This is a genomic window from Spongiibacter sp., from assembly GCF_984394615.1.
The window spans coordinates 76,988-100,535 of sequence record NZ_CFHTQA010000003.1; the positions used below are offsets into that span (position 1 = coordinate 76,988).

Sequence of the window (23,548 nt, forward strand, 5' to 3'; positions counted from 1 at the left end):
ATGTCAGCTATTGTGTATCTGGACAGTAATCCATGGCTCGCGTTATGCCTGCTCGGCATTTTTAGCCTGCTGTTGGGTAGTTTTTTCAATGTGGTGATTTATCGCCTGCCCAAGATGATGGAGGCACACTGGAAGCACGAGTGCCAGCTGATTCTCGAACAGGAACCAACATCTCCACCTGAAAGCTTTAATCTGGCCCTGCCGAACTCTCATTGCCCGCAATGCGGCGCAGCCGTCAAAGCTTGGCAGAATATCCCTGTTCTCAGCTATATCTTGCTGCGCGGCCGCTGCGCCTCCTGCCAAAACAAGATTGGACTACGCTACCCCGCGGTTGAGCTGGCAACCGCCGCTCTTGCCGTGTTCACCGCACTTCAGTTCGGATTCACCTGGCAGGCATTGGCGGTCATCTTGTTTAGCTGGCTGCTGCTGATTATGAGCGTCATTGATATCGACCATCAGTTGTTGCCCGACAGCCTCACATTGCCGCTGTTATGGCTCGGTCTGGCCTACAACAGCCTCAGTGGCAGCGTTTTATTAATGGATGCCGTGTGGGGCGCCATTGCCGGCTACCTCTCACTGTGGTCTGTTTACTGGCTGTTTAAATTGATCACCGGCAAGGAAGGCATGGGATTCGGAGACTTCAAGCTACTCGCTGCCCTGGGCGCCTGGCTGGGTTGGCAGATGTTGCCGGTGATTATTCTACTGTCATCCGTCGTGGGCGCGGTATTGGGAATCACCTTGCTCAGCCTTCAGGGCAAAGGCCGTAATACCAGCATCCCCTTCGGCCCCTATCTGGCAGCAGCGGGCTGGATCGCCATGTTTTGGGGCCAGGATATCCTCAGCGCGTATATGGGCTTTGCAGGCCTGTAATCTCAAAGGAAACAGCAGTATTTATGAGCAAGGTCATTATCGGTCTGAGTGGTGGTATCGGCAGCGGTAAAACCGCGGTATCTGACCGTTTCGCGGCAAAGGGTATTGACGTCATTGACGCCGATGTCATCGCACGCGTTGTGGTCGAACCCGGCACCGAAGCACTGACAAAAATTCGAGAGCATTTTGGCGACGGCATCCTCGACAGTGATGGGCAGCTTCGCCGCGCCGAGCTACGCAAACGCATTTTCAGTAACCCCGACGAGAAACAATGGCTGGAAGCGCTGCTGCATCCGCTTATTGCCGAGGAAACGTTGCGACAGCTCGGCAATATTCAAAGTGCCTACGGCCTGTACGTATCTCCCCTTCTCGTAGAGGGAGGCCAGAAGGCCCTGTGCGACCGACTACTCGTGGTCGATGTGCCGGAAGCGGTGCAGCTTGAACGAACCATGGCGCGTGATGACAATGAACGCGCACAGGTGGAGCGCATAATGGCCAGTCAGGCCAGCCGGGAACAGCGGCTGGCCGCCGCTGATGATATTCTGGACAATAGCCAAGCCATCGACACACTCGATGCTCGCGTTGAAGAACTTCACCGGAAATACTTACAGCTGGCGCAGGAGAAAGCCAATCGTGGCTAATACCCAATCAAACCGTCCGGCCGTAGCCTGCCCGAATTGCGGGACAGCTCAACAGTGGGACAGCCGTAACCCCTTTCGTCCTTTTTGCTCGGAACAATGCAAGAACCGCGACTTCATTGCCTGGTCGAATGAAGAACACAGCATTCCGGGACAAGCGGACTACGAAGATATTCTTAGCGGGGATCTAGAAATGGCCCCGGAACGGGAGTAATCAAGCGCCCTGAATGGCCTCTACAATAGCGTCGTTGGCTTTCGGAAATGCATAGTTATTCAGGTCCGCCACATCGATCCAACGCAGTGGCTGTCCTTCTTTGCCCGTGGGCACGCCCTGAAACTGACGCACCCAGCAGACTTCCAGCCGCACCGCCTTGTCGCCGTAATCATGTTCAATCGTCATCAGCGGCTCACAGCGTTCCGGGGCGACATCAATCCCCAGCTCCTCGTGTAACTCACGGACTAAAGCCTGAGCGAGAGTTTCTCCCTCTTCAATCTTGCCGCCGGGAAATTCCCACAGCCCGCCCTGATGGCGATACTCTGCTCGCCGGGCAATGAGTATGCGATGCTCGTCATCACACACCACACCAACAGCGACTCTCACTAAGGCTTTAGCTTCGGTACTCGGCATTAATTTTGACGTAATCGTAGGAAAAATCGGTGGTCCACACGGTTTCAGCCACATCGCCCCGGCCGAGATCAATGGCGATGACAATCTCTTCCTGCTTCATCACCGCCGCGCCCGCTTCCTCAGTATAGGACGCAGCCCGACCGCCTTTGTCGGCAATCAATACATCGCCCAGATGAACCTGTACGCCGCTGACATCTAGATCCTCAATGCCTGCGCGACCAATCGCGGCCAGAATGCGTCCCCAATTCGGGTCGCTGGCAAACAGCGCCGTCTTAACCAGCGGCGATTCAGCAACCGTATAGGCCACCTTCAATGCTTCTTCACTGGACTTGGCGCCGCAGACTGCCACTTCCACAAACTTGGTTGCCCCCTCGCCATCACGCACAATCGCCTGCGCCAAATCGAGAAAGACTTCGTTGATCAAATCCGTCATGGCAGCCAGCAATTCAGGCTCACGTTCTGATATCTCGACACCCGATGCACCGCTTGCCACCAGCATGCAGGCATCGTTGGTGGAGGTATCGCCATCAACGGTAATGCGATTAAAGGACTGCTCCGCCGCGTCGCTAACAAGGCGTTGCAGCAGAGTTTGTGCGATAACCGCATCGCAAGCCACATAGCCCAACATGGTCGCCATATTGGGTTTAATCATGCCCGCGCCTTTGGAGATACCGGTGACGGTAATGATCTTCCCCTGCCATTCGAACTGACGGGAGCATGCCTTGGGGCGGGTGTCGGTGGTCATGATACCGCTGGCAGCATCAGACCAATGCTCGGCAGACAAATCAGCCAGCGCTGCGGGCAAGGCAGCGATAATTTTATCGGCGGGCAAGGGCTCGCCAATCACACCGGTAGAAAACGGCAACACCTGCTCTGTCGGACAGCCGGCCAAATCAGCAAGCGCCGAGCAGCACTGCTTGGCAGCCTCAAGCCCTGAAGGCCCGGTGCCGGCATTGGCATTGCCGGTATTTACCAGCCAGTAGCGTGCACCGGACTGCTGAAGATGAGACTTGGCTATCGTCACCGGCGCAGCGCAGAACGCGTTCTTGGTAAACACGCCAGCAACCGTGCTGCCCTCGGCAAGCTCAAACACCACCACATCTTTGCGACCGGCTTTCTTGATTCCCGCACTGGCTATACCAATGCGCACGCCATCAACCGGGTGCAACACGCCAAAGTCACCAGACCCTACCGCCATGCTTTGCTACTCCTTGTGCCTTAACCCAGCTTACCGTGGCATTGCTTGTATTTTTTACCCGACCCACAAGGGCAAGGCTCATTGCGCCCCACTTTACGCCCTTCGCGCACAAAGGTTTCGGGGACAGCTTGTTCAGGTGCTTCGCCAACGTCCTCCTCAGACTCTGCATCCATCGCAGACGCCTCAGCGTGCTGGAATTCCATCGCACGGCGCGCCTGCTCTTCGCGACGCTTACGCTCCAGTGCCTCCGCACTTTCATCCTGCTGCAACTGCAGGTGAGCCAGGAAACGGACAACCTCGTGCTTGAGGCTGTCGAGCATTTGTTGAAACAGCTCAAACGCCTCGCGCTTGTATTCTTGCTTAGGATTTTTCTGGGCAAATGCGCGCAAGTGAATGCCGTGGCGCAGGTGATCCATGGTAGCCAGATGCTCCTTCCACAACGTATCCAGCACCTGCAGCATGATATGTCGCTCAATTTTGCGCATATCCGGGCCGACCTTCTCACACTTCGCCTCGTAGCCAGCCGTTACCGCATCGAGAATGCGCTCACGAACGCCTTCCTCTTGCAGCTTTTTGTCTTCTTCCAGCCACTGGGCAATCGGCAGTTTGACTTCGAAGTCATTCTCCAGCCGACGCTCCAGTCCGTCGACATCCCACTGCTCAACCATGCTCTGCATGGGAATATATTCACTGACGACGTCATTAACCACATCGCTGCGAATCGCTGCCAACATCTCGCTGATGTCTTCCGACTCCAGCAGTTCATTACGCTGCTGATAAATAATCTGGCGCTGGTCATTTGCCACATCGTCGTATTCCAGCAACTGTTTGCGGATATCGAAGTTGCGACCTTCAACTTTGCGCTGGGCTTTCTCGATGGCGTTGGACACCATACGGTGCTCGATCGCTTCCCCTTTCTCCAGACCCAGCGCCTGCATAATGCTGCGCACGCGATCAGAGGCAAAGATCCGCATCAAATTATCTTCGAGTGACAGATAAAAACGCGACACACCCGGGTCGCCCTGACGGCCGGCACGACCGCGCAGCTGGTTGTCGATACGGCGGGATTCATGGCGCTCGGTGCCGATAATATGCAGGCCACCGGCCTGAATCACCTGCTCATGACGCTCTTTCCAGGCTTCGCGCAGCTCGTTAATCATCGCCTCTGACGGGTTGTCGAGCTTTTCCAGCTCGGCATCGACGCTGCCACCCAAGACAATATCGGTACCTCGACCGGCCATATTAGTGGCTATAGTCACCACGCCGGGGCGCCCCGCCTGGGCAATAATTTCGGCTTCTTGCTCGTGGTATTTGGCGTTTAGCACCTTGTGAGACATGCCCGCTTGCTTGAAGCGCTTGGACATTTCTTCAGAGGTTTCTATCGACGCCGTCCCCACCAGCACCGGCGCACCGGTTTCGACAATGGCTTTCACATCGTTGACGATGGCGTCGTATTTTTCTTCTTTGCTCAAATAGACCAGATCATTGTGGTCCCGACGAGCATTGGGTTTGTTGGTGGGAATCACCACTACGTCCAAACCGTAAATCTGGCGGAATTCAAAGGCTTCCGTATCAGCGGTACCCGTCATCCCGGCCAGTTTGTCAAACAGACGGAAGTAATTCTGGAAGGTGGTGGATGCCAGTGTCTGGCTTTCCGCCTGAATAGTTACTCCCTCCTTGGCTTCAATCGCCTGATGAAGACCTTCCGACAATCGACGGCCCGGCATCGTCCGGCCAGTATGCTCATCAATCAGCACAACCTGGTCGTTCTGGATAATGTATTCGATATTATTATGGAACAGAACGTGAGCGCGCAGGGCCGAGTTCACGTGGTGCAGCAGGTTCAGATTGCTGGCGGAGTAAAGGCTGTCCCCTTCATCCAGCAAGCCCTCTTTAATCAGCAGCTCTTCCACTACTTGGTGACCGGCCTCCGTCAGCTCCACCTGCCGCATTTTTTCATCGACGCTGTAGTGACCTTCTTCCGGCTCCGAACCGGCCACTTTCGGCTCATCCGTTTCAGGCACGGGTTCCAGCTTGGGAATAAACTTGTTGATTTGCCGGTACAGCGCCGAGCTGTCTTGGGCTGGACCGGAAATAATCAGTGGTGTGCGCGCTTCGTCGATCAGAATAGAGTCGACTTCGTCGATAATGGCGAAGTTCAGGCTGCGCTGATAGCGATCTTCAATCGCAAAAGCCATATTGTCGCGCAGATAGTCGAAACCAAACTCATTGTTGGTGCCGTAGGTAATGTCGGATTGATAAGCAGCGCGCTTTTCATCACTGCCCTGCCCGGCACGAACAACACCGACGCTCAGCCCCAGGAATTCATACAGCGGACGCATCCAGTTCGCATCACGCTGGGCCAGGTAGTCGTTAACCGTAACGACAAACACGCCCTTACCTTCAATGGCATTAAGGTAAACCGGCAATGTCGCAACCAGCGTTTTACCCTCACCGGTACGCATTTCGGCGATTTTGCCCTCATGCATACTGATACCACCGATCATCTGCACATCGAAGTGCCGCATACCGAGCACACGACGTCCCGCTTCACGGGCGACAGCAAAGGCTTCCGGCAGTATCTGATCCAGCGTCTCACCAGCGGCCACCCGCTGACGGAACTCTTCAGTCTTACTTCGCAGCGCCGCATCATCCAGCGCGGTCAGGGATTCTTCTAAAGCGTTGATACGGGCCACGACCTTGCGCATGCGCTTGAGTTCTCGGTCGTTTTTGCTTCCAAATATCTTCTTGACTACTGCTGTGATCATGTTGAGCCGTTGGTTCTCAGAGGAATTTCAGGTCCTGCCTGACAGAGCGACAGCGCCGCGCGTCACGCTAAACTACGTCAATGAAGTTCAGATGACAAAATTTCAAGGGCATCTGGGTGGCACTGTCAGAACGATGTCGCAATGACATGGCCGGCAGGAGTCGCGCACGCTGCGCTACCGTGGGGCAATATCGCATACATGGAAAAAGATTGCTATTCCCACCCGGCGAGGTGCCGGATGGGAAAGAGGAGTGCCATCAAGCACTGGCAGCAGCGGCTGCCGCGTAGGTAATCGGCGCGTCGGCGGGGTCTTCGAAGGTCACCCATTCCCAAGCGTCGGTTTCTTTGATGAGCTGTCTCAGCGACGCATTATTCAAGCCGTGGCCAGACTTGTGCGCCTTGAATTCACCAATCAGGCTGGTACCCAACAGATACAAATCACCGATGGCGTCGAGCACCTTGTGCTTCACAAACTCATCTTCGTAGCGCAGACCGTCTTCATTCAGAATCCGGTATTCGTCTACCACGATGGCATTGTCCACACTGCCGCCCTGAGCAAGGCCCTTGGAACGCAGGTACTCGATCTCATGCATAAAACCGAAGGTGCGGGCCCGGCTCACTTCCTTCACGAAGGAGGTACTGGAAAAATCCAGCTCGGCGTGGCCGGTACGGTCGCGAAAAACCGGGTGATCAAAGTCGATGGTAAAAGAGACTTTAAAGCCGTCAAAAGGGAGGAAACTGGCAACTTTATCGCCATCTTTTACCGTAACCGGCCGCTTGATACGGATGAACTTCTTGGGTGCATCCTGCTCCTCTATGCCCGCTGATTGAATCAGGAACACGAAGGGGCCCGCACTGCCATCCATAATCGGCACTTCCGATGAGCTCAGCTCGACGTAGGCATTGTCAATGCCCAGCCCCGCCATTGCTGACAGCAAGTGCTCAACCGTTGATACCCGGACATCGCCGTTTACCAGCGTGGTAGACAGGGTCGTATCACCGACATTTTCCGCGTGAGCGTGGATCTCAACGACCGGGTTCAAGTCCGTTCGTCTGAAGATCACCCCGGTATCCACCGGTGCGGGCTTCAGGGTAAGAAAGACTTTTTCTCCGGTGTGCAAACCAATACCGGTCGCCCGGATGGTATTGCGCAATGTACGTTGTCTGATCATGGTTCACACTCTTACTAAAGACGCAAAACGCCGCCTAGCGCAGCACCCTGGCCGTAACCGACCGGGTGGCGCCAACTGCTACCGCTGCCGTACTTGCGTATCAGTCAGCTTGGCGGCGCAAAAACGCAGGAATATCCAGATATTCCATGTCTTTGTCTTCCACCACCGGCGAAGCGGGAACGGCTTCACGAGCGGCAGCTGCCTGCTGGTTACGCATAATTGTCGGCCGGTCCAGCTTGCGGTAGTCACTAGCGCGCTCAACGGGCTTGCTCTCGACCACTTTCAGCGGGGCTTCCTGCGCGATGCCGTCCAGACCAGTTGCCACGACAGTGACTCGCAGCTCGTCGCTCATATCCGGATCGATCACCGTACCAACCACCACGGTAGCGTCCTCAGACGCAAATTCCTTGATAGTATCCCCGACATCGCTGAACTCGCCTAGGGAGAGGTCCAATCCCGCGGTAATATTTACCAAAATGCCACGGGCACCCTCGAGGTTAACGTCTTCCAGCAGCGGGCTGCGAATCGCGGCCTCAGCGGCTTCACAGGCACGGTTCTCACCGCAGGCAATACCACTGCCCATCATCGCCATACCCATTTCAGACATCACGGTGCGCACATCGGCGAAGTCGACGTTGATCATACCCGGACGGATGATAAGGTCAGCAATGCCTTGCACCGCCCCCAACAATACGTCGTTGGCCGCCTTGAAAGCATCCAGCAGACTGGTGTTTTTACCCAGTACCGGCAGCAGCTTCTCGTTGGGAATAGTGATCAGCGAGTCAACGTGCTGACGCAGTTCCCGCATGCCCGCTTCAGCAACGGTCATCCGCTTCTTGCCTTCGAAGGGGAAGGGCTTGGTGACCACCGCCACGGTCAGAATACCCAGCTCACGCGCCACTTCTGCAACCACCGGCGCGCCGCCAGTACCAGTACCGCCGCCCATACCCGCGGTGATGAACACCATATCGGCACCTTCCAGTGCTTCCGCGATGCGATCGCGATCTTCAATAGCCGCCTGGCGACCCACCTCGGGGTTGGCACCTGCGCCCAGCCCTTTGGTGATGGCGGTGCCAAGCTGCAGAACAGTTTTTGACATCACATCAGTCAACGCCTGCGCGTCGGTGTTGGCGCAGATGAAATCCACACCATCAACATCGTTGGCAATCATGTGCTTAACGGCATTGCCGCCGCCACCACCGACACCCACCACTTTAATGACTGCGTTCTGAGGAACGTTATCTACGAGTTCAAACATGGTTTTTCTCCCTTTTTACATGATCAGCCGTGCTGCCAAACACGACCGGTTACTACTTCGTTAAAAACAGTGTTGTTGTGTTAAAAATTGTTCTGCACCCAGTTTTTCAACCGGGATACAAAACCGTCCTGACGAACGCGCCCGCGCCCGCCGGATTGTTCCTGATGCTTCAGTCCGTACTGCAGCAAACCCACGCTGGTGGCATAAATCGGATTGCGCACAATGTCGGTGAGGCCGCGAATACCCTGCGGAGACCCAATGCGCACAGGCATGTGGAATATCTCTTCCGCCAGCTCAACGACGCCCTCCATCTTTGAAGTACCGCCAGTCAGCACAATGCCCGCCGCACAGAGGTCTTCGTAGCCACTGCGGCGCAATTCGGCCTGAACCAGCGTGAAAAGCTCGTCATAGCGGGGCTCAACTACCTCTGCCAAGGCCTGACGGGACAGCTCACGCGGCGCGCGCTCACCCACACTGGGTACTTTGATGGTTTCACCTTCACCGGCGAGCTGAGTCAGCGCACAGGCATATTTGATTTTGATTTCCTCGGCGTACTGGGTGGGCGTACGCAGCGCCATGGCGATGTCATTGGTCACCTGATCACCCGCTATGGGGATTACGCCAGTGTGGCGTATCGCCCCGTCGGTAAAGATGGCGATATCGCTGGTACCACCACCGATGTCCACCAAGCACACCCCCAGCTCCTTCTCATCGTCTGTCAGCACCGAGTAACTGGACGCCAGCTGCTCGAGAATCACGTCCTCGACCTCGAGGCCACAGCGACGGATACATTTCTCGATGTTTTGCACGGCATTCACCGCACAGGTCACCAGGTGCACTTTGGCTTCCAGGCGCACACCTGACATGCCCAATGGTTCCTTGATGCCTTCCTGTTCATCGATCACAAATTCCTGAGGCAGGATGTGCAGCACTTTCTGATCGGCAGGAATCGCCACGGCCTGAGCCGCATCAATCACCCTGTCGAGATCCAACTGAAAGACTTCGCGGTCACGGATCGCCACGATGCCGTGAGAGTTGAGGCTGCGAATGTGGTTACCGGCGATCCCCACATACACGCTGTGGATTTCGCAGCCAGCCATCAACTCCGCCTCTTCCACGGCCCGCTGAATGGACTGGACGGTGGACTCAATATTGACGACCACGCCTTTCTTCAGGCCACGAGAGGGATGCGAGCCAATACCCACAACCTCCAGCTTGCCCTCATCGTTGATCGCACCCACAATCGCCACCACTTTCGAGGTACCGATATCCAGCCCGACCACCATTCTTCCGGCATTTGCATTAGACATTGCTGCACTTCCCCCAAGCGATGCACGATGTGAGTACGAGGCGACGTCGACCTTCTTTTAGCAACTCAATGTGCATGGTTATCCCTTGTTCTGTTGTTCGGCCCAGGCAACGGCCAGACCATTTACATAGCGCATATCCACACGCGCGACTTTGGCGAAATCTGCCGCCAGAGACTGGCGGTATACCCACAGAAAACGCCGCAACTTCTCCAGCGGCTCCTGCCGCCCCAACACCAGCTCCACATCATTTTCGATGCGAGCGGTCCAACTGCCCCGCGCACTCATTTCCAGCGTATTGAGCTGCAGATTTTCATCACCCAGCAGCTGGCTCATCAGTCGGTACTGGCGCATCATCTCCAGCGCACTGCCCTCTGGACCGTCCAGCACCGGCAGATCACCGCGGTAAGCACGCCCTTCTTCCGGTTCGAAAATACGGCCGCGATGGTTTAGCAGGCCACCACGCCCCCATACAGCAATTGGCGTTTCTTCAACGATGGTGATTTTCAGCTCACGCGGCCACAGCCGCTCCACCACCGCTCGGTATACCCACGGCTCCTGCTCCAACTCGGCCTGAATCGCAGGCAAATCCAAGCCCAGATACCCGACAGCCAAATGGCTGGTCACCCGTTCAACGAGTACCTCTCGGTTCACGTGGTGCAGATCACCCGCAAACACCACACGCTCAACGGGAATACCGTCGAGACGCTCTCCCAGTTTTTCCACGCCGTAGACAAAACCCAACGCAGCCGACAGCAGCAACAGGCGATTAAAAATTCGCCCCCACTCCCGGCGACTTCCCATGCGTCGCTTTTCTTCGCCGCCACGGGAGCGCTTGAATCGGTTCTGCTTAGCCGCCATGGGCCGCCTCAGTGTCGTTCAGGCTGCTCTGTAAAATGCGCAGCACCAATTGATCAAAATTCAACCCCGACTGCTTGGCGGCCATCGGGACCAGACTGTGATCGGTCATCCCCGGCACGGTATTGATCTCCAGTAAATAGAAACGGCCGCGCTCATCGCGCATCACGTCTACCCGTCCCCAGCCTCTGCAGCCGACCGCATCAAAGGCCTGCACCGCCAGCTTTCGCAAACCCTGCTCGTCGTCTTTGCTCAACCCCGCCGGGCAGTGATAGCGCGTACTGTCTGACAGGTACTTGGCATTGAAATCGTAAAAAGCCGCATCGGTCTCCAGCCGGATCGCCGGTAAAGCCTGACCATCCAGTACCGCCACGGTGTACTCGCCACCCGTTATCCACTGTTCCGCAAACACCCGGCCGTAGGGCTTCGCGGTATGCCATGCCGCTTCGAGCTCTGCGGCGCTATCGGCACGGGACATGCCAATGCTTGAGCCCTCGCAGGCCGGCTTCACAATCGCCTGCCCCAGCGTTTTACTGATGACCTTCCAGTCACTGTGCTCATCCAGCTCAACAAACTTTGGCGTACTCAGGCCGTGTCCTAACCAGAGCAGCTTGCAGCGCAACTTATCCATAGCCAGCGCAGAAGCCATCACGCCGCTGCCGGTGTACGACTTACCCAGACATTCCAGCGCGCCCTGAACTGTGCCGTCTTCACCACCGGGCCCATGCAAGGCCAGAAAGCAGTGACTGAACGGCGCAAGCTGCTGCATCCAGTCAGCATCGCGGGTATCGATTGCGGTGGCAGGGATACCCAAGCGAGCAAAGGCCTCCATCACCGCCGCTCCACTGCGCAACGAGACTTCACGCTCTGCCGAGCTGCCACCCAGCAGCACGGCGATTTGACCGCCAATGGCTTGCATCACTGTGTTAATGGCCGTGTCCGTCATCTAACTCGCCTGCGTCCAATCCTGCGTTGAAAATTGTTGCGCCAGTGCGCCGATATTCCCCGCCCCCTGAGTCAGCAGAACATCACCGGGGCGCAAATGGGGGCGCAGCTGCGCCAACGCCTGTTCAGGCCCATCGACGAACAGCGGCTCCAGCTTGCCCTGCAAGCGAATACTGCGGCAGAGGTTGCGACTGTCCGCTCCGGGGATCGGCGATTCGCCCGCTGAATACACATCCAGCAGAGCCAGTGCGTCCACACTGCCCAGCACTTTGACGAAATCCTCATAGAGATCGCGCGTGCGTGTGTAGCGATGCGGCTGATACAACATGAACAAGCGGCGATCCGGCCAGGCCTGACGCGCCGCCGCAATCGTCGCCGCCACTTCAGTGGGGTGGTGGCCGTAATCGTCTACCAGCATGAAACTGCCCTCTGCCAGCAACTGTTCGCCATAGCGCTGAAAGCGGCGACCGACGCCCTGAAAATTGGCGATACCGCGACAGATCGCCGTATCATCCAGGCCTTCATCACTGGCAACCGCCACTGCCGCCGTCGCATTAAGCACATTGTGAATACCGGGCTGACCGATAGTCAGCGCCAGCTCGCCGCCCTTGCGGCGGCTCACGCGGAAGTGGCTTTGCAGCCCGTCCTGCTCAACGCTGTGGATACGGAAATCCGCGTCTTCCGCGAAACCATAGGTCAGTGTTTGGCGACCAATTTCCGGCAACAACTCCCGCACCACCGGGTCATCCACACACACCACGGCCACCCCGTAGAACGGCAGATTGTGGAGAAAATCGATAAAGGTCTGCTTTAAACGACTGAAGTCGCCACCATAGGTGTCCATGTGGTCAGCTTCGATATTCGTCACCACCGACACCATTGGCTGCAGATGCAGGAATGACGCGTCGCTCTCGTCCGCCTCTGCCACCAGATAGCGGCTTTCGCCGAGCGCCGCATTGGTGCCCGCACTGTTTACCAGCCCACCAATAACAAATGTCGGATCCAGCCCCGCCTCGGCAAAAATCGAGGTAATCAGGCTGGTAGTGGTGGTTTTTCCATGCGTGCCCGCCACGGCAATGCCATGGCGATAGCGCATGAGTTCTGCCAGCATTTCGGCGCGCGGCACAATAGGAATGCGCTGCTCTCTTGCGCTCAGCACTTCCGGGTTGTCAGCCTTCACCGCACTGGATACCACCACCACATCGCACTGCTGGATGTTTTCGCCGCGATGGCCAAAACTCACGTTCGCCCCCAGGCGCTGAAGCCTGGCGGTGCTCAGTGAAGCCTTCAAGTCAGAACCCGACACCACATAACCCAGGTTCAACAGCACCTCGGCAATACCGCACATACCGGCGCCACCGATGCCCACAAAATGGATGCGCTTCACTCTGCGCATTTCGGGAACAATAAACGGATGCTTAGTGACCATGGGCATACTCCATACAACAGTCGGCAGCCACATCAGCAGCATCGATTTTTGCCAGCGCCCGCGCCGCTTCCGCGCGCTCGCGCAATAGCTCCGGCTGCGTCGCGAGTTCGCGCAGGCGGTCTGCAAGGCGCTCCGGCGTGAGTTCACGCTGGTCAAGAATTTCGCCCGCACCGCCATCGACAAACCACTGCGCATTCGCGCGCTGGTGATCGTCAATCGCGTTCGGCAGTGGAATTAGAATTGCTGACAGTCCGGCCGCCGCAAGCTCGGCCACAGTCAGTGCACCGGCCCGGCATACCACCACATCGGCCCAGGCATAGGCCTCGGCCATGTCGTCGATAAACGCATCAGCGCGCACACTCAGCCCAGATTCGGCGTAGGCCATGCGTACCGTGTCTTCGTGAGCACGGCCGGTTTGGTGCCACAATTGCAGCTGCGGCAGATCGGCAAGCAGCGCCCAGGTTTTCACCATGCATTCGTTAATCGCCAGCGCGCCCAGGCTGCCGCCCACCACCAACACCCGCAAACCGGACTCTCGCTCGGCAAAACGCGACGACGGCGCAGGCAGTTCGGCAATATCCCGACGCACCGGGTTACCGATATAGCGGCTTTTATCGCCGCCCAGCTCAATGGGATACCCGGTCAGGCAACGTTTAGCCAACTTAGCCAGCAAGCGATTGGTCGTGCCGGCCACCGCGTTCTGCTCATGAATGAGTACCGGAATACCCATCAGTTTTGCGGCCAATCCGCCCGGCCCCGAAGCGTAGCCACCCAGACCTATCACGCAGAAGGGTTTGAGACGACGTAGCAGCAACATACTGCTCAGAACCGCCAGTCCGGCCTTAGCCAGCGCCAGCAGTCGGAACAGGGGATTTTTGCCGCGCACACCGGCCATTTTCAGACAGTGCAGCGGAATATCGGCGGCAGGCACCAGCCGGGCCTCAATCCCCTGCGCCGTGCCCAACCAATGCAGTTCAACACCGCGCTGACGCAGCGCCTCCGCCACCGACAAAGCGGGGAAGACGTGACCGCCTGTGCCACCCGCCATAATCAACACACAGGGCTTAGTGGCCATATTCCCCCCTGCATTCGCGCTCAATGCGGGCGACCAATGCCACCATCGCCATGCACACCATCAGGCTGCTGCCGCCGTAGCTGAGAAAGGGCAAGGTCAGCCCCTTTGTCGGCAACAATCCCGCATTAACGCCCATATTGATGAACGCCTGTGCACTGATCATCATCGATACGCCGTACGCCACAAAAGCATGAAAACGGCGACCGGTGAGTTCGGCGTGGCGGCCGATCCACATCATCCGCCCGACCAGACCGACGAACAGGCCAATGACTACAACCGTACCCATAAAGCCAAATTCTTCTGCCAGAATGGCAAACACAAAGTCGGTGTGCGCCTCAGGCAGGTAAAACAATTTCTGCACGCTGTTCCCTAAACCGACACCCGCCAATTCGCCGCGCCCGAAGGCAATCAACGATTGAGTAAGCTGGTAACCGGTATTGAATTGGTCGGCCCAAGGGTCGGTGAAAGCCGTTAAACGCTGCATCCGATAGGGCTCAAAAATCACCAGTGCCACGGCACTGGCCAAACAGCTGAGAATGACCAGCAGAAACTGCCCTAGTTTCACGCCGCCGAGAAAAATCATTACAAATGCCGTACCGGCAGTCACTACGGTCGCGCCAAAGTCCGGCTCAAGCATCAGCAATAGCGTGACTGCAAACAGCAGCGCCATGGGTTTGATAAAGCCCGAAAAACGCTCCTGCACCTCTTCACCGCGACGTACCAGATAGCCCGCGAGATAAAAGATCACGAACAGCTTGACGAACTCGGAGGCCTGCAGGGTCAGCGGCCCCAAGGCCAGCCAGCGACGACTTCCGTTCACTTCGCGCCCCACGCCGGGCACCAACACCAGCGCCAGCAGCAGGAAGCCAATCAGCAACCACAGCCATCCCGTGCGTTCCCAGAACGCAACGGGGGTGAAATACATCACCAGGCTCAGACCGAAGGCCAGCGTAAAATGCAGGCCATAGCGTTTGGCAAAGAAGAAGGCATCGTCGTAACGACTGGCCGCGTGCTCAATCGACGCCGACGTCATCGCCACAAACCCTACTGCCAGCAGTGCCACCAGCAACCACTGAAGCTGGCGATCCATATCCTGCAAGTCCTGCCAGGCGGTGCGAAGGCTAAGCATGGCTCACCTCCCGCACGGCTTCACAGAACTGCTCACCGCGGTCACCATAGCTACGAAACATATCGAAGCTGGCACAGGCTGGAGACAGCAGCACCACATCGCCGGTTTCGGCCAGCTTCCGGGCAGCCGCAACCGCAGCCGACATGCTGTCGGCGTTTACGGTCGGCACTTGATTGTTTATTGCCGAGGCGATCTGCGGCGCCGCTTCGCCAATCAGTACCGCAGCTCGCCCATGGCGACGAAGGGCTTCCGCCAGCGGTGCGAAATCGCCGCCCTTACCCAGGCCACCGGCGATCAGCACAACGCGACCTTGCTCAGCCAAGCCTTCAATCGCCGACACCGAGGCGCCCACATTGGTGCCCTTGGAGTCGTTGTAAAACCGCACGCCGTTTTGCTCATCGACAAATTCGCAGCGATGGGGCAAGCCGGGAAATTCGCGCAGGGTATCCAGCATCGCCGCCATCGGGAGATCGGCAGCTGCGCCAATTGCCAGCGCCGCGAGCGCATTGCTGAGGTTGTGGCGTCCGGCGATACGCAGCTCATCCGCTGACATCAACGGCTCGCGCGCCAACGCCAAATAGCGCTGACCCGGCTGTTCCAGCAGGCCGAAGCGGCGGAAATCCGAACGCCCCAGACTGAAGACCCACTTTTCGACATCCTCAGGCACCAGCGGCTGGGTCAGGCTGTCATCAGCGTTGATCACCACTTTTTTACAGCCCTGAAAAATGCGGTGTTTGGCCTGATGGTAGGCCAGCATCGACCCGTGGTGGTCGAGGTGATCGGCGCTGACATTCAACACTGTCGCCACTTTCGCGCCCAACTGCTGACAGCGCTCCAACTGGAAAGATGACAGTTCCAGCACATACAGCTCGCAGTCGTCGCTGAGCAGATCCAGGGCGGGGGTGCCCAAATTGCCGCCCACGGCCACACGCAGACCAGCGCGATCTGCCATATCACCGACCAGGGTGGTCACGGTGCTTTTGCCGTTGGAACCGGTAATCGCCACGATAGGCGCCTTGGCCGCCTCGTGGAAGCAATCGATATCGCCGCTGATGCGCACACCGGCTTTAGCTGCCGCCGCAATGGCCGGCTCACTCAGAGGAATACCGGGGTTCACCAACAGCTCACTGGCGCCGGTAAATTGCTCGTCAGAAAAAGCGCCCAGTTGAAGCTCAACATCCGGATAGGCTTGACGAAAATCATCAAGGCCGGGCGGCTGTTCGCGACTGTCTGCCACAGCGAAGGGCAAACCACGCGACGACAGATAGCGGGCAACAGAAAGCCCGGTGGCTCCCAGTCCCACAATCACGCGCTTATTGTCCGATGCAATGAGGCTCACGTCCGTTCTCGTCTCGCTTAACGCAGTTTCAGTGTTGCCAGGCCAAACAGCACCAGCATCACCGTGATAATCCAGAAACGCACAATGACTCGCGGCTCCGGCCACCCCTTCAGCTCGAAGTGGTGGTGAATCGGCGCCATGCGGAAAATGCGTTTACCGGTTAATTTGAAGGACGCCACCTGCAGGATGACCGACACGGTCTCCAGCACGAAAATGCCGCCCATAATGAAAAATACGATCTCGTGGCGGGTGATCACGGCAATGGCGCCCAAGGTTGCCCCCAGCGCCAGCGCGCCGACATCGCCCATAAATACCTGCGCGGGGTAGGTGTTGAACCACAGAAAGCCGAGCCCGGCACCCGCCAGCGCGCCGCAGATCACAATCAGCTCCCCCGCCCCCGCTACATAAGGAATGTGCAGATACTCGGCAAATTTCACGTGACCGGTCAGGTAGGCAATCAGCCCCAGCGCTGACCCCACCAGTACGGTAGGCAGAATCGCCAGGCCATCGAGGCCATCGGTCAGGTTCACCGCGTTACTGGAGCCGACGATGACGAAGTAGCAAAGCACCATGAACAGCGGGCCCATCTGCCAGCTCAGGTTCTTGAAAAACGGGAAGTAGAGCGTGGTATCCACCGGGCTGTCGGCATTGATATAAAGAAAGACCGCCGCACCGATGCCGGCCACGCTCTGCCAGAAGTATTTCCACTTCGCGGGCAAGCCGCGGGGATTACGCTCGATCACCTTTCGGTAATCATCTACCCAGCCCACGGCACCGAATACAAAGGTAACGATCAGCACGGTCCACACGAAGGGGTTACGCAGATCCGCCCACAGCAAGGTGCTGGTAAAAATCGCCACCAGAATCAAGGCACCGCCCATGGTCGGCGTGCCGGACTTGCTCAGGTGCGATTTAGGGCCGTCGTCACGAACGGCCTGACCGATTTGATAGTAATTGAGGCGGCGAATCATGCCCGGCCCGACCAACAGCGAAATCGCGAGCGCCGTCAGCACACCGAGAATGCCCCGGAAACTGAGGTACTGGAACACAGCAAAACCGCTGATATGCTGGCTGAGATATTCCGATAGCAGTAACAGCATTCAGCCGTTCTCCCCTGATAAGGTTTGTTGCAGGGCCGTCACGACCTCTTCCATCGCGCTACTGCGCGAGCCTTTCACCAACACCGTATTCACGTTATCCAGCAGCGTCGGCAAATGACCGAGCAATGCTTGCTTGTCGGCAAATGCGCGGCCAGCATCGCCAAATTCTTCAGCCATCACGTCAGCAAACTCGCCAACAAAGGCACAGCTCGCCACGCCGGCATCGCGGGCATACGCAGCGACATCGCGATGCAGAGCCTCAGCATCCGGACCCAGCTCAGCCATCTCTCCGAGCACAAGCAAGGACTTGCCCGGTTTGGCCGCTAGCACCTCAATCGCCGCCCGCACTGAGCCGGGGTTAGCGTTATAGCTGTCGTCAATCACGGTGATGCCGCCCCATCGCTGACTGAACAATCGACCCGCCGTGCTATTGACCCCACCCAGGCCTTCGGCAATTTGAGACAGGCTTATACCGACTTCCAGCGCTGCCGCCGCCGCGGCCAAGGCGTTAGCGACCATGTGCCGGCCGCTGAGGGGCAACAGCACCTCAGTCTGCCCGGCCGCGCAATGCAGCGTGAATTGACTGCCCTCTGCGGTCGCGGAAATATCCGATGCATAAACGTCTGCGGACGACGAGATCAGGCTGAAGCTGGACTGACGGCAGTGCGAGGCCTGCGCCTGCCATTGCGAGTAATAACGATCATCGGCATTGATCACAGCGAGGCCAGACGGGGACAACGCTTCGAAAATTTCACCCTTGGTTTTAGCTACGCCGTCCAGCGAGCCAAAACCCTGTAAATGCGCCGCCTGGGCATTGGTCAGAATCGCGACATCGGGCTGTGCAAATTCGCAGAGGTAACGGATATCACCGGCTTTAGCCGCGCCCATCTCGATAACGGCAAACGCATGCTGCGGCGAAATATCCAGGAGCGTGAGCGGCACACCCAATTCGTTGTTGTGATTCCCCGACGTCGCCAGCACGGAGGCGTTGCAAGACAGAATCGCCGCCAGCATTTCCTTGGTACTGGTCTTACCACTGCTTCCAGTAAGCGCGATCAGCGGCCCGCGGAACGCACGGCGGTTATCTCTGGCAAGGTCCGCCAAAGCCCGCTGACTGTCATCCACAATCACACCCGGCAACTCCTTGCATTGCCGGTTAACCAGGGCTGCCGATGCGCCGGATTCTGCGGCTTGCCGAAGGTAGTCATGACCGTCCACGCGCTCACCACGCAGCGCGACAAAGAGGCTGCCAGCACGGACCCGGCGACTATCAATGACCACCGAGCTGATCTCGGCGTTCTCACCATAATGTTTGCCGTGGGTCAGCGTCGCCACTGCATCAAGAGAAAGCGCACGCATCATGCTGACGCCCTCCTTGCCAGTGCACGCCGGGCAGTAGCGACATCACTGAAAGGACGCCGCTCGCCAGCGATTTCCTGACTGGACTCATGCCCTTTGCCAGCGATCAATACCACGTCGCCCGGCCGGGCTTCGGCAATGGCCATCAAAATGCTGCGCTCACGATCTACATCGCAATGCCGGGATACCGTTGCAGGCATGCCTTCGCAGATTTGCTCAATAATTGCTTCCGGAGACTCGCTGCGTGGATTATCACTGGTCACGTAGACGCGGTCAGCAGCCGATGCGGCACGCCCCATTTTGGGCCGCTTATCACTGTCGCGGTCACCGCCACAGCCAAATACGCAACTCAGGCGACCGCGCGTCAGCGGCCGCAGCGTCGCAATGGCTTTAGCCAGGGCATCTTCGGTATGGGCGTAGTCCACCACAACCAGCACGTCATCATCACTGCGCTGGCATTGCATGCGGCCGGGCACCGGCTGCAAGCCCGGCAACAAGGCCTCAATTTCGCCAGGATCAACATCGCGTGCCAGCAATACCCCACAGGCCGCCGCAAGGTTGGCGAGGTTGAATTCTCCCAGCAACGGCGTCTCAATCTCTACATGGCCCCAGGGACTATGCAGTCGCGCACGGCTGCCGCGAATATCCTGCTCAAACGATTCCATATACAGGGTCGCTGACGGGTCGCGGAGGCTGTAATCAATACACTGCGATGCAGCACTTTTTTGCAGTAGCTGCCGACCGAAGTCATCGTCACGGTTAATCACCGCCAGCTCCAGCTCGGGCCACGTAAACAAACGCGCTTTCTCTGCCGCGTAGGCTTCCATGGTACCGTGGTAATCGAGGTGGTCCTGACTCAGGTTGGTGAATACGGCAGCGTCGAAATGCAGTGCTTCCACACGTTTCTGCGACAAACCATGGGAAGACACCTCCATGGACGCCCAACGGGCCCCAGCCTGGCACCACTCAGCCAACAGCGCCTGAATCGCGACCGCATCCGGCGTAGTATTGACCGCTGGCTCAAGGCTGCCAAAACGGCCGCTGCCCAAGGTACCAATGATGCCGCAAGGCTGGTTCATCGCTTCCAGTAACTGCGCCAACATCCAGCTACAGCTGGTTTTGCCGTTAGTACCCGTGATTCCTACCAGGCGCAGGCTGCGCGAAGGCTCTGCGTAATAACGCCCCGCAATGGCGCTCAATTGCTCACTCAGTCCCGGCACTTCCAACACAGGCAGAGACCAGCTCGAACCGTCACAGGGTGCGTCGGCAATCACCGCCACGGCGCCCGATGCCACGGCGGTATTGATGTGCTCACGGCCATCCTGACGGTGACCTTTAACGGCCAGAAATACATCACCCGGCTTGATTCGACGGCTGTCCAGACACAAGCCACTCAATGGCACCGCCGCGACTTCAGCACTCAAATTCGGCAGCAGGTCGCCGAGCGAACGATGGAGAGGGCTGTCATAGCGCTTGATCGCTGTCATGCCGCCGCATCTCCTTTTTTGTCCGCCTTCGCCACCGGCTCCACATCATCGGGCGCAATATTCATCAACCGGAGCGCATCGGCCACAACCTTGGAAAACACTGGCGCGGCCACGAGGCCACCAAAGTAGTCGCCTTTCGGCTCGTCGATAGCCACTACCGCAACAATGCGCGGGTCGCTGGCCGGCGCAACACCGGCAAACAGCGAGAAATAACGATCCTCGGCATAACCGCCTGCAATGGCCTTATGTGAGGTACCGGTTTTGCCCGCCACACGATAGGCATCCACTCTCGCACGCGTCGCCGTGCCGCCGGGGCCGGTAACGCTTTCAAGCATATCGACGATCTGGCGGGCAATTATTGGCGAGATTAACTGTTTGCGCTCAGCACTGGCCTCGCGCTTCACGAGCGACACCGGCTGAAACACACCGTGATTGGCAAACACAGAATATGCCTGCGCCAACTGCAAACTGGTGACCGTTAGGCCGTAGCCAAATGCAAATGTGGCGCGCTCAATGGCACGCCAGTTAGGGTGATTCGGGAGCACGCCGGTGCTCTCTCCAGGGAAGCCGGAGCCGGTACTGCGCCCCAGCCCGAAACGCTGAAACACCCTCCACACTTCTTGCTCATCGAGAGAGAGCGCAATTTTTGTTGTGCCAACCTGACTGGACTTTTTAAGGATGTCAGCCACAGTCAACACCCCGTAGTTGCGGTGATCCTCCAGCAGTTTTGGCCCGACTTTGATGTAGCCGGGGTGAGTGTTGATCTCGGTATCCGGCTGGTAGCGACCACTTTCCAATGCCGCCACCATCGTCAGCGGCTTCATGGTCGAACCCGGCTCAAACATATCGGTCAGCGCGCGATTGCGCATGGCGCTGGGGCTGAGCTGGCTGCGATTATTGGGGTTGTAGGAAGGCTGATTCACCAGCGCCAGCACTTCGCCGCTGCGACTATCGAGAATCACCACCGATCCCGCCTTCGCACCGGTGCGCTTCAGCGCCGACTTCAACTCCTTATAGGCGAGGTATTGCAGACGCAGATCAATACTCAGCTGCAAGTCTTTGCCCGGACTGGCCTCACGGCCAGCATCAATCTCGCGAATGATATTGCCGTACAAATCCTTCAAAACACGCTTGCTGCCTGGCGTTCCGTTCAGCCATTCGTCATAGGCCAACTCAAGCCCTTCCTGGCCCCGATCGTCGATATCGGTAAATCCAAGCATGTGAGCAGCCACTTCACCCGCCGGATAAAAACGACGGTACTCCCGCTGCAGATAAACACCGGGCACCTTCAATGCAAGAATGGTTTTAGCGTCCTGCGGCGACAGGTGGCGACGCAGATACATGAATTGACTGTCGGCATAGCGCTGAAGCCGGCCGGCGAGTTCACCGTGCGACATATTGAGTGCACGCGCCAGCTTCGCCCAACTGTCCTTGTTTTTACCCAGTTCCTGCGGGTTGGCCCAAATGGATGCCACCGGCGTACTCACTGCCAACGGCTCGCCGTTGCGGTCGGAGATCATGCCGCGGTGGGCAGGAATAATTTCGGTACGAATAGTGCGCGCATTCCCCTGCCCTTGCAGGAAACGGTAGCCGCGATCGACATCCAGCACCTGCAATGTCAGGGCACGGGCGAGCAGCAGCGCTGCCAGTATTAGCAGCCCAGCAATGACAACACGGAATCGCCAAGGCGATACCGGCGCATTAACCTGCTTTGCCATAACCCCTTACCATATTGACTTCGCGCATATCCGGCGCTTGCATCTTTAGTTTGTCTTCGGCCAGGCTCTGCACCCGGTCGGGTGAGGCCCAGGTGCTCTGCTCTAACAGCAGCCGGCCCCACTCTTCATCCAACTGCATCGCCTCGCGACGCAGGTCTTGCAGCTCACTAAACAGCTTGCGCGACCGGTGCGAACTCTGAACCAGCGCAATGGCACTCACCAACACCATCACCAGCAACAGCGGCACCAATATGCCTCCCAATGGCGCCGGCACCTGCTCTTTACTGCGGCCGGCCACCTTGGCTTTTGAGCGCTTGGCTCGCCCATCAGCCACCTTCTGCTCCCAGCTTTTCAGCAACTCGCATCACCGCACTGCGCGCCCTCGGGTTTTCATCGATTTCCTGCTGACTCGGCTTAACCGCCTTACCGAGCAAACGCATCGAACGCCCCAGCTGTTCATCACTCACCGGCAAGTAGGATGGCACTCGCTCGCCCTGAGCCTGTTTGCGCATAAAGCGCTTTACCATGCGGTCTTCCAAGGAGTGAAAGCTAATCACTACGAGGCGCCCACCCGGGCGCAATACATCAACCACTTTGCCGAGAAAGGTCTCCAGGTCGCCCAGCTCGTTATTGATATAAATGCGAATCGCCTGGAAGGCCCGGGTAGCCGGATGCTTGTGCTTCTCCCAAGCGGGATTGGCCTCAGCCACAATTTTTGCCAACTGCAAGGTTCGGAGAATCGGCTGCTCTTGCCTTGCGTTGACAATCGCCCTGGAAATTCGCTTCGCAAAGCGCTCTTCACCATATTCTTTTAATACGCGGGCAATATCGGCCTCTTCAGCCACCGCCAGCCAGTCCGCCGCACTGAGCCCATTCTCGGTGTCCATGCGCATATCCAGCTCGCCATCGCGCAAGAAACTGAACCCGCGCTCAGCCTGATCCAACTGCGGCGACGACACGCCGAGGTCCAGCAACACACCATCAACCCCGTCACCCCAAGCCGCCTGCTCCACAAAGCGATCAAAATCGGCGAATGAGCCTCGCGCAATGGAAAAGCGGTCATCCTCCGCCGCAAGTGAATTTCCCGCCTCAATCGCCCTCGGGTCTTTGTCCACACCCAGCAACCGCCCCTGCGGCCCGAGCTGCTGAAGAATCAAGCGACTGTGCCCGCCACGACCAAAGGTCCCGTCAACATAGCGCCCTTGCTCATCGCCAATCAGGGCGGCAACGGCTTCATCCCGCAGTACCGTCAGATGCTTATCCAAAGCGCC

21 protein-coding genes are annotated in these 23,548 nt (G+C 57.8%); 3 read left to right on the forward strand and 18 right to left on the reverse strand.

Annotated elements, in window-relative coordinates:
- The 3 genes from AC5DB9_RS02180 to AC5DB9_RS02190 are packed head-to-tail and all read left to right on the forward strand — an operon-like array spanning position 1 to position 1,722.
- Positions 1-870: a prepilin peptidase gene (locus AC5DB9_RS02180; protein ID WP_272993441.1), complete on the forward strand. Its 870-nt coding sequence runs from the start codon at positions 1-3 to the stop codon at positions 868-870.
- 23 nt (positions 871-893) lie between these two features.
- Positions 894-1,511, forward strand: coding sequence for a dephospho-CoA kinase (gene coaE, locus AC5DB9_RS02185; RefSeq protein ID WP_272993438.1), 618 nt, complete (start codon positions 894-896; stop codon positions 1,509-1,511).
- Positions 1,444-1,722: a DNA gyrase inhibitor YacG gene (locus AC5DB9_RS02190; RefSeq protein WP_272993435.1), complete on the forward strand. Its 279-nt coding sequence runs from the start codon at positions 1,444-1,446 to the stop codon at positions 1,720-1,722. Before coaE ends, AC5DB9_RS02190 begins: the two co-directional genes overlap by 68 nt.
- Here the strand turns inward: AC5DB9_RS02190 and mutT are convergent, their stop codons facing one another.
- From mutT to rsmH, 18 genes are all read right to left on the reverse strand, one after another.
- On the reverse strand, positions 1,723-2,109 hold the full coding sequence (gene mutT, locus AC5DB9_RS02195; RefSeq protein WP_337924579.1) for an 8-oxo-dGTP diphosphatase MutT: 387 nt from the start codon (positions 2,107-2,109) through the stop codon (positions 1,723-1,725).
- A gap of 7 nt (positions 2,110-2,116) precedes the next feature.
- Positions 2,117-3,334 carry a bifunctional glutamate N-acetyltransferase/amino-acid acetyltransferase ArgJ gene (argJ, locus tag AC5DB9_RS02200; protein ID WP_272993429.1) on the reverse strand — a complete coding sequence of 406 codons (1,218 nt, stop codon included), beginning with the start codon at positions 3,332-3,334 and terminating at the stop codon, positions 2,117-2,119.
- A 20-nt stretch (positions 3,335-3,354) separates the two neighbouring features.
- Positions 3,355-6,102, reverse strand: a complete 2,748-nt coding sequence (secA, locus tag AC5DB9_RS02205) for a preprotein translocase subunit SecA (RefSeq protein WP_272993426.1) — start codon at positions 6,100-6,102, stop codon at positions 3,355-3,357.
- Positions 6,103-6,358: 256 nt separating this feature from the next.
- Positions 6,359-7,273 (reverse strand): UDP-3-O-acyl-N-acetylglucosamine deacetylase, encoded by a 915-nt coding sequence (lpxC, locus tag AC5DB9_RS02210; protein ID WP_022959568.1) that lies wholly within the window; start codon positions 7,271-7,273, stop codon positions 6,359-6,361.
- A gap of 100 nt (positions 7,274-7,373) precedes the next feature.
- Entirely contained in the window at positions 7,374-8,531 is a 1,158-nt protein-coding gene (gene ftsZ, locus AC5DB9_RS02215) for a cell division protein FtsZ (RefSeq protein ID WP_272993421.1), read from the reverse strand.
- Positions 8,532-8,611: 80 nt separating this feature from the next.
- Positions 8,612-9,841 carry a cell division protein FtsA gene (gene ftsA / locus AC5DB9_RS02220; protein WP_022959570.1) on the reverse strand — a complete coding sequence of 410 codons (1,230 nt, stop codon included), beginning with the start codon at positions 9,839-9,841 and terminating at the stop codon, positions 8,612-8,614.
- Between the two features lie 78 nt (positions 9,842-9,919).
- The gene (locus tag AC5DB9_RS02225) at positions 9,920-10,699 is read right to left on the reverse strand and encodes a cell division protein FtsQ/DivIB (protein WP_022959571.1); all 780 of its coding nucleotides are present in this window, start codon (positions 10,697-10,699) and stop codon (positions 9,920-9,922) included.
- Positions 10,689-11,642, reverse strand: coding sequence for a D-alanine--D-alanine ligase (locus AC5DB9_RS02230; RefSeq protein ID WP_272993417.1), 954 nt, complete (start codon positions 11,640-11,642; stop codon positions 10,689-10,691). The genes AC5DB9_RS02225 and AC5DB9_RS02230 overlap by 11 nt, the downstream gene beginning before the upstream one ends.
- Positions 11,643-13,070 (reverse strand): UDP-N-acetylmuramate--L-alanine ligase, encoded by a 1,428-nt coding sequence (murC, locus tag AC5DB9_RS02235; protein WP_022959573.1) that lies wholly within the window; start codon positions 13,068-13,070, stop codon positions 11,643-11,645.
- Positions 13,060-14,145 carry an undecaprenyldiphospho-muramoylpentapeptide beta-N-acetylglucosaminyltransferase gene (gene murG / locus AC5DB9_RS02240; RefSeq protein WP_272993414.1) on the reverse strand — a complete coding sequence of 362 codons (1,086 nt, stop codon included), beginning with the start codon at positions 14,143-14,145 and terminating at the stop codon, positions 13,060-13,062. The genes murC and murG overlap by 11 nt, the downstream gene beginning before the upstream one ends.
- Complete coding sequence (gene ftsW / locus AC5DB9_RS02245; RefSeq protein ID WP_022959575.1) at positions 14,135-15,274, reverse strand: putative lipid II flippase FtsW; 1,140 nt, start codon at positions 15,272-15,274, stop codon at positions 14,135-14,137. The genes murG and ftsW overlap by 11 nt, the downstream gene beginning before the upstream one ends.
- Positions 15,267-16,613 (reverse strand): UDP-N-acetylmuramoyl-L-alanine--D-glutamate ligase, encoded by a 1,347-nt coding sequence (gene murD / locus AC5DB9_RS02250; protein WP_272993409.1) that lies wholly within the window; start codon positions 16,611-16,613, stop codon positions 15,267-15,269. Before murD ends, ftsW begins: the two co-directional genes overlap by 8 nt.
- 17 nt (positions 16,614-16,630) lie before the next feature.
- Entirely contained in the window at positions 16,631-17,713 is a 1,083-nt protein-coding gene (gene mraY / locus AC5DB9_RS02255; RefSeq protein WP_272993406.1) for a phospho-N-acetylmuramoyl-pentapeptide-transferase, read from the reverse strand.
- On the reverse strand, positions 17,714-19,075 hold the full coding sequence (locus AC5DB9_RS02260; RefSeq protein ID WP_272993403.1) for a UDP-N-acetylmuramoyl-tripeptide--D-alanyl-D-alanine ligase: 1,362 nt from the start codon (positions 19,073-19,075) through the stop codon (positions 17,714-17,716).
- Entirely contained in the window at positions 19,072-20,559 is a 1,488-nt protein-coding gene (locus AC5DB9_RS02265) for a UDP-N-acetylmuramoyl-L-alanyl-D-glutamate--2,6-diaminopimelate ligase (protein WP_273009547.1), read from the reverse strand. Before AC5DB9_RS02265 ends, AC5DB9_RS02260 begins: the two co-directional genes overlap by 4 nt.
- Positions 20,556-22,277 carry a peptidoglycan D,D-transpeptidase FtsI family protein gene (locus AC5DB9_RS02270; protein WP_272993915.1) on the reverse strand — a complete coding sequence of 574 codons (1,722 nt, stop codon included), beginning with the start codon at positions 22,275-22,277 and terminating at the stop codon, positions 20,556-20,558. Before AC5DB9_RS02270 ends, AC5DB9_RS02265 begins: the two co-directional genes overlap by 4 nt.
- On the reverse strand, positions 22,261-22,611 hold the full coding sequence (ftsL, locus tag AC5DB9_RS02275; RefSeq protein WP_022959581.1) for a cell division protein FtsL: 351 nt from the start codon (positions 22,609-22,611) through the stop codon (positions 22,261-22,263). Before ftsL ends, AC5DB9_RS02270 begins: the two co-directional genes overlap by 17 nt.
- Entirely contained in the window at positions 22,604-23,542 is a 939-nt protein-coding gene (gene rsmH / locus AC5DB9_RS02280) for a 16S rRNA (cytosine(1402)-N(4))-methyltransferase RsmH (protein WP_022959582.1), read from the reverse strand. Before rsmH ends, ftsL begins: the two co-directional genes overlap by 8 nt.
- Positions 23,543-23,548 lie beyond the last annotated feature (6 nt).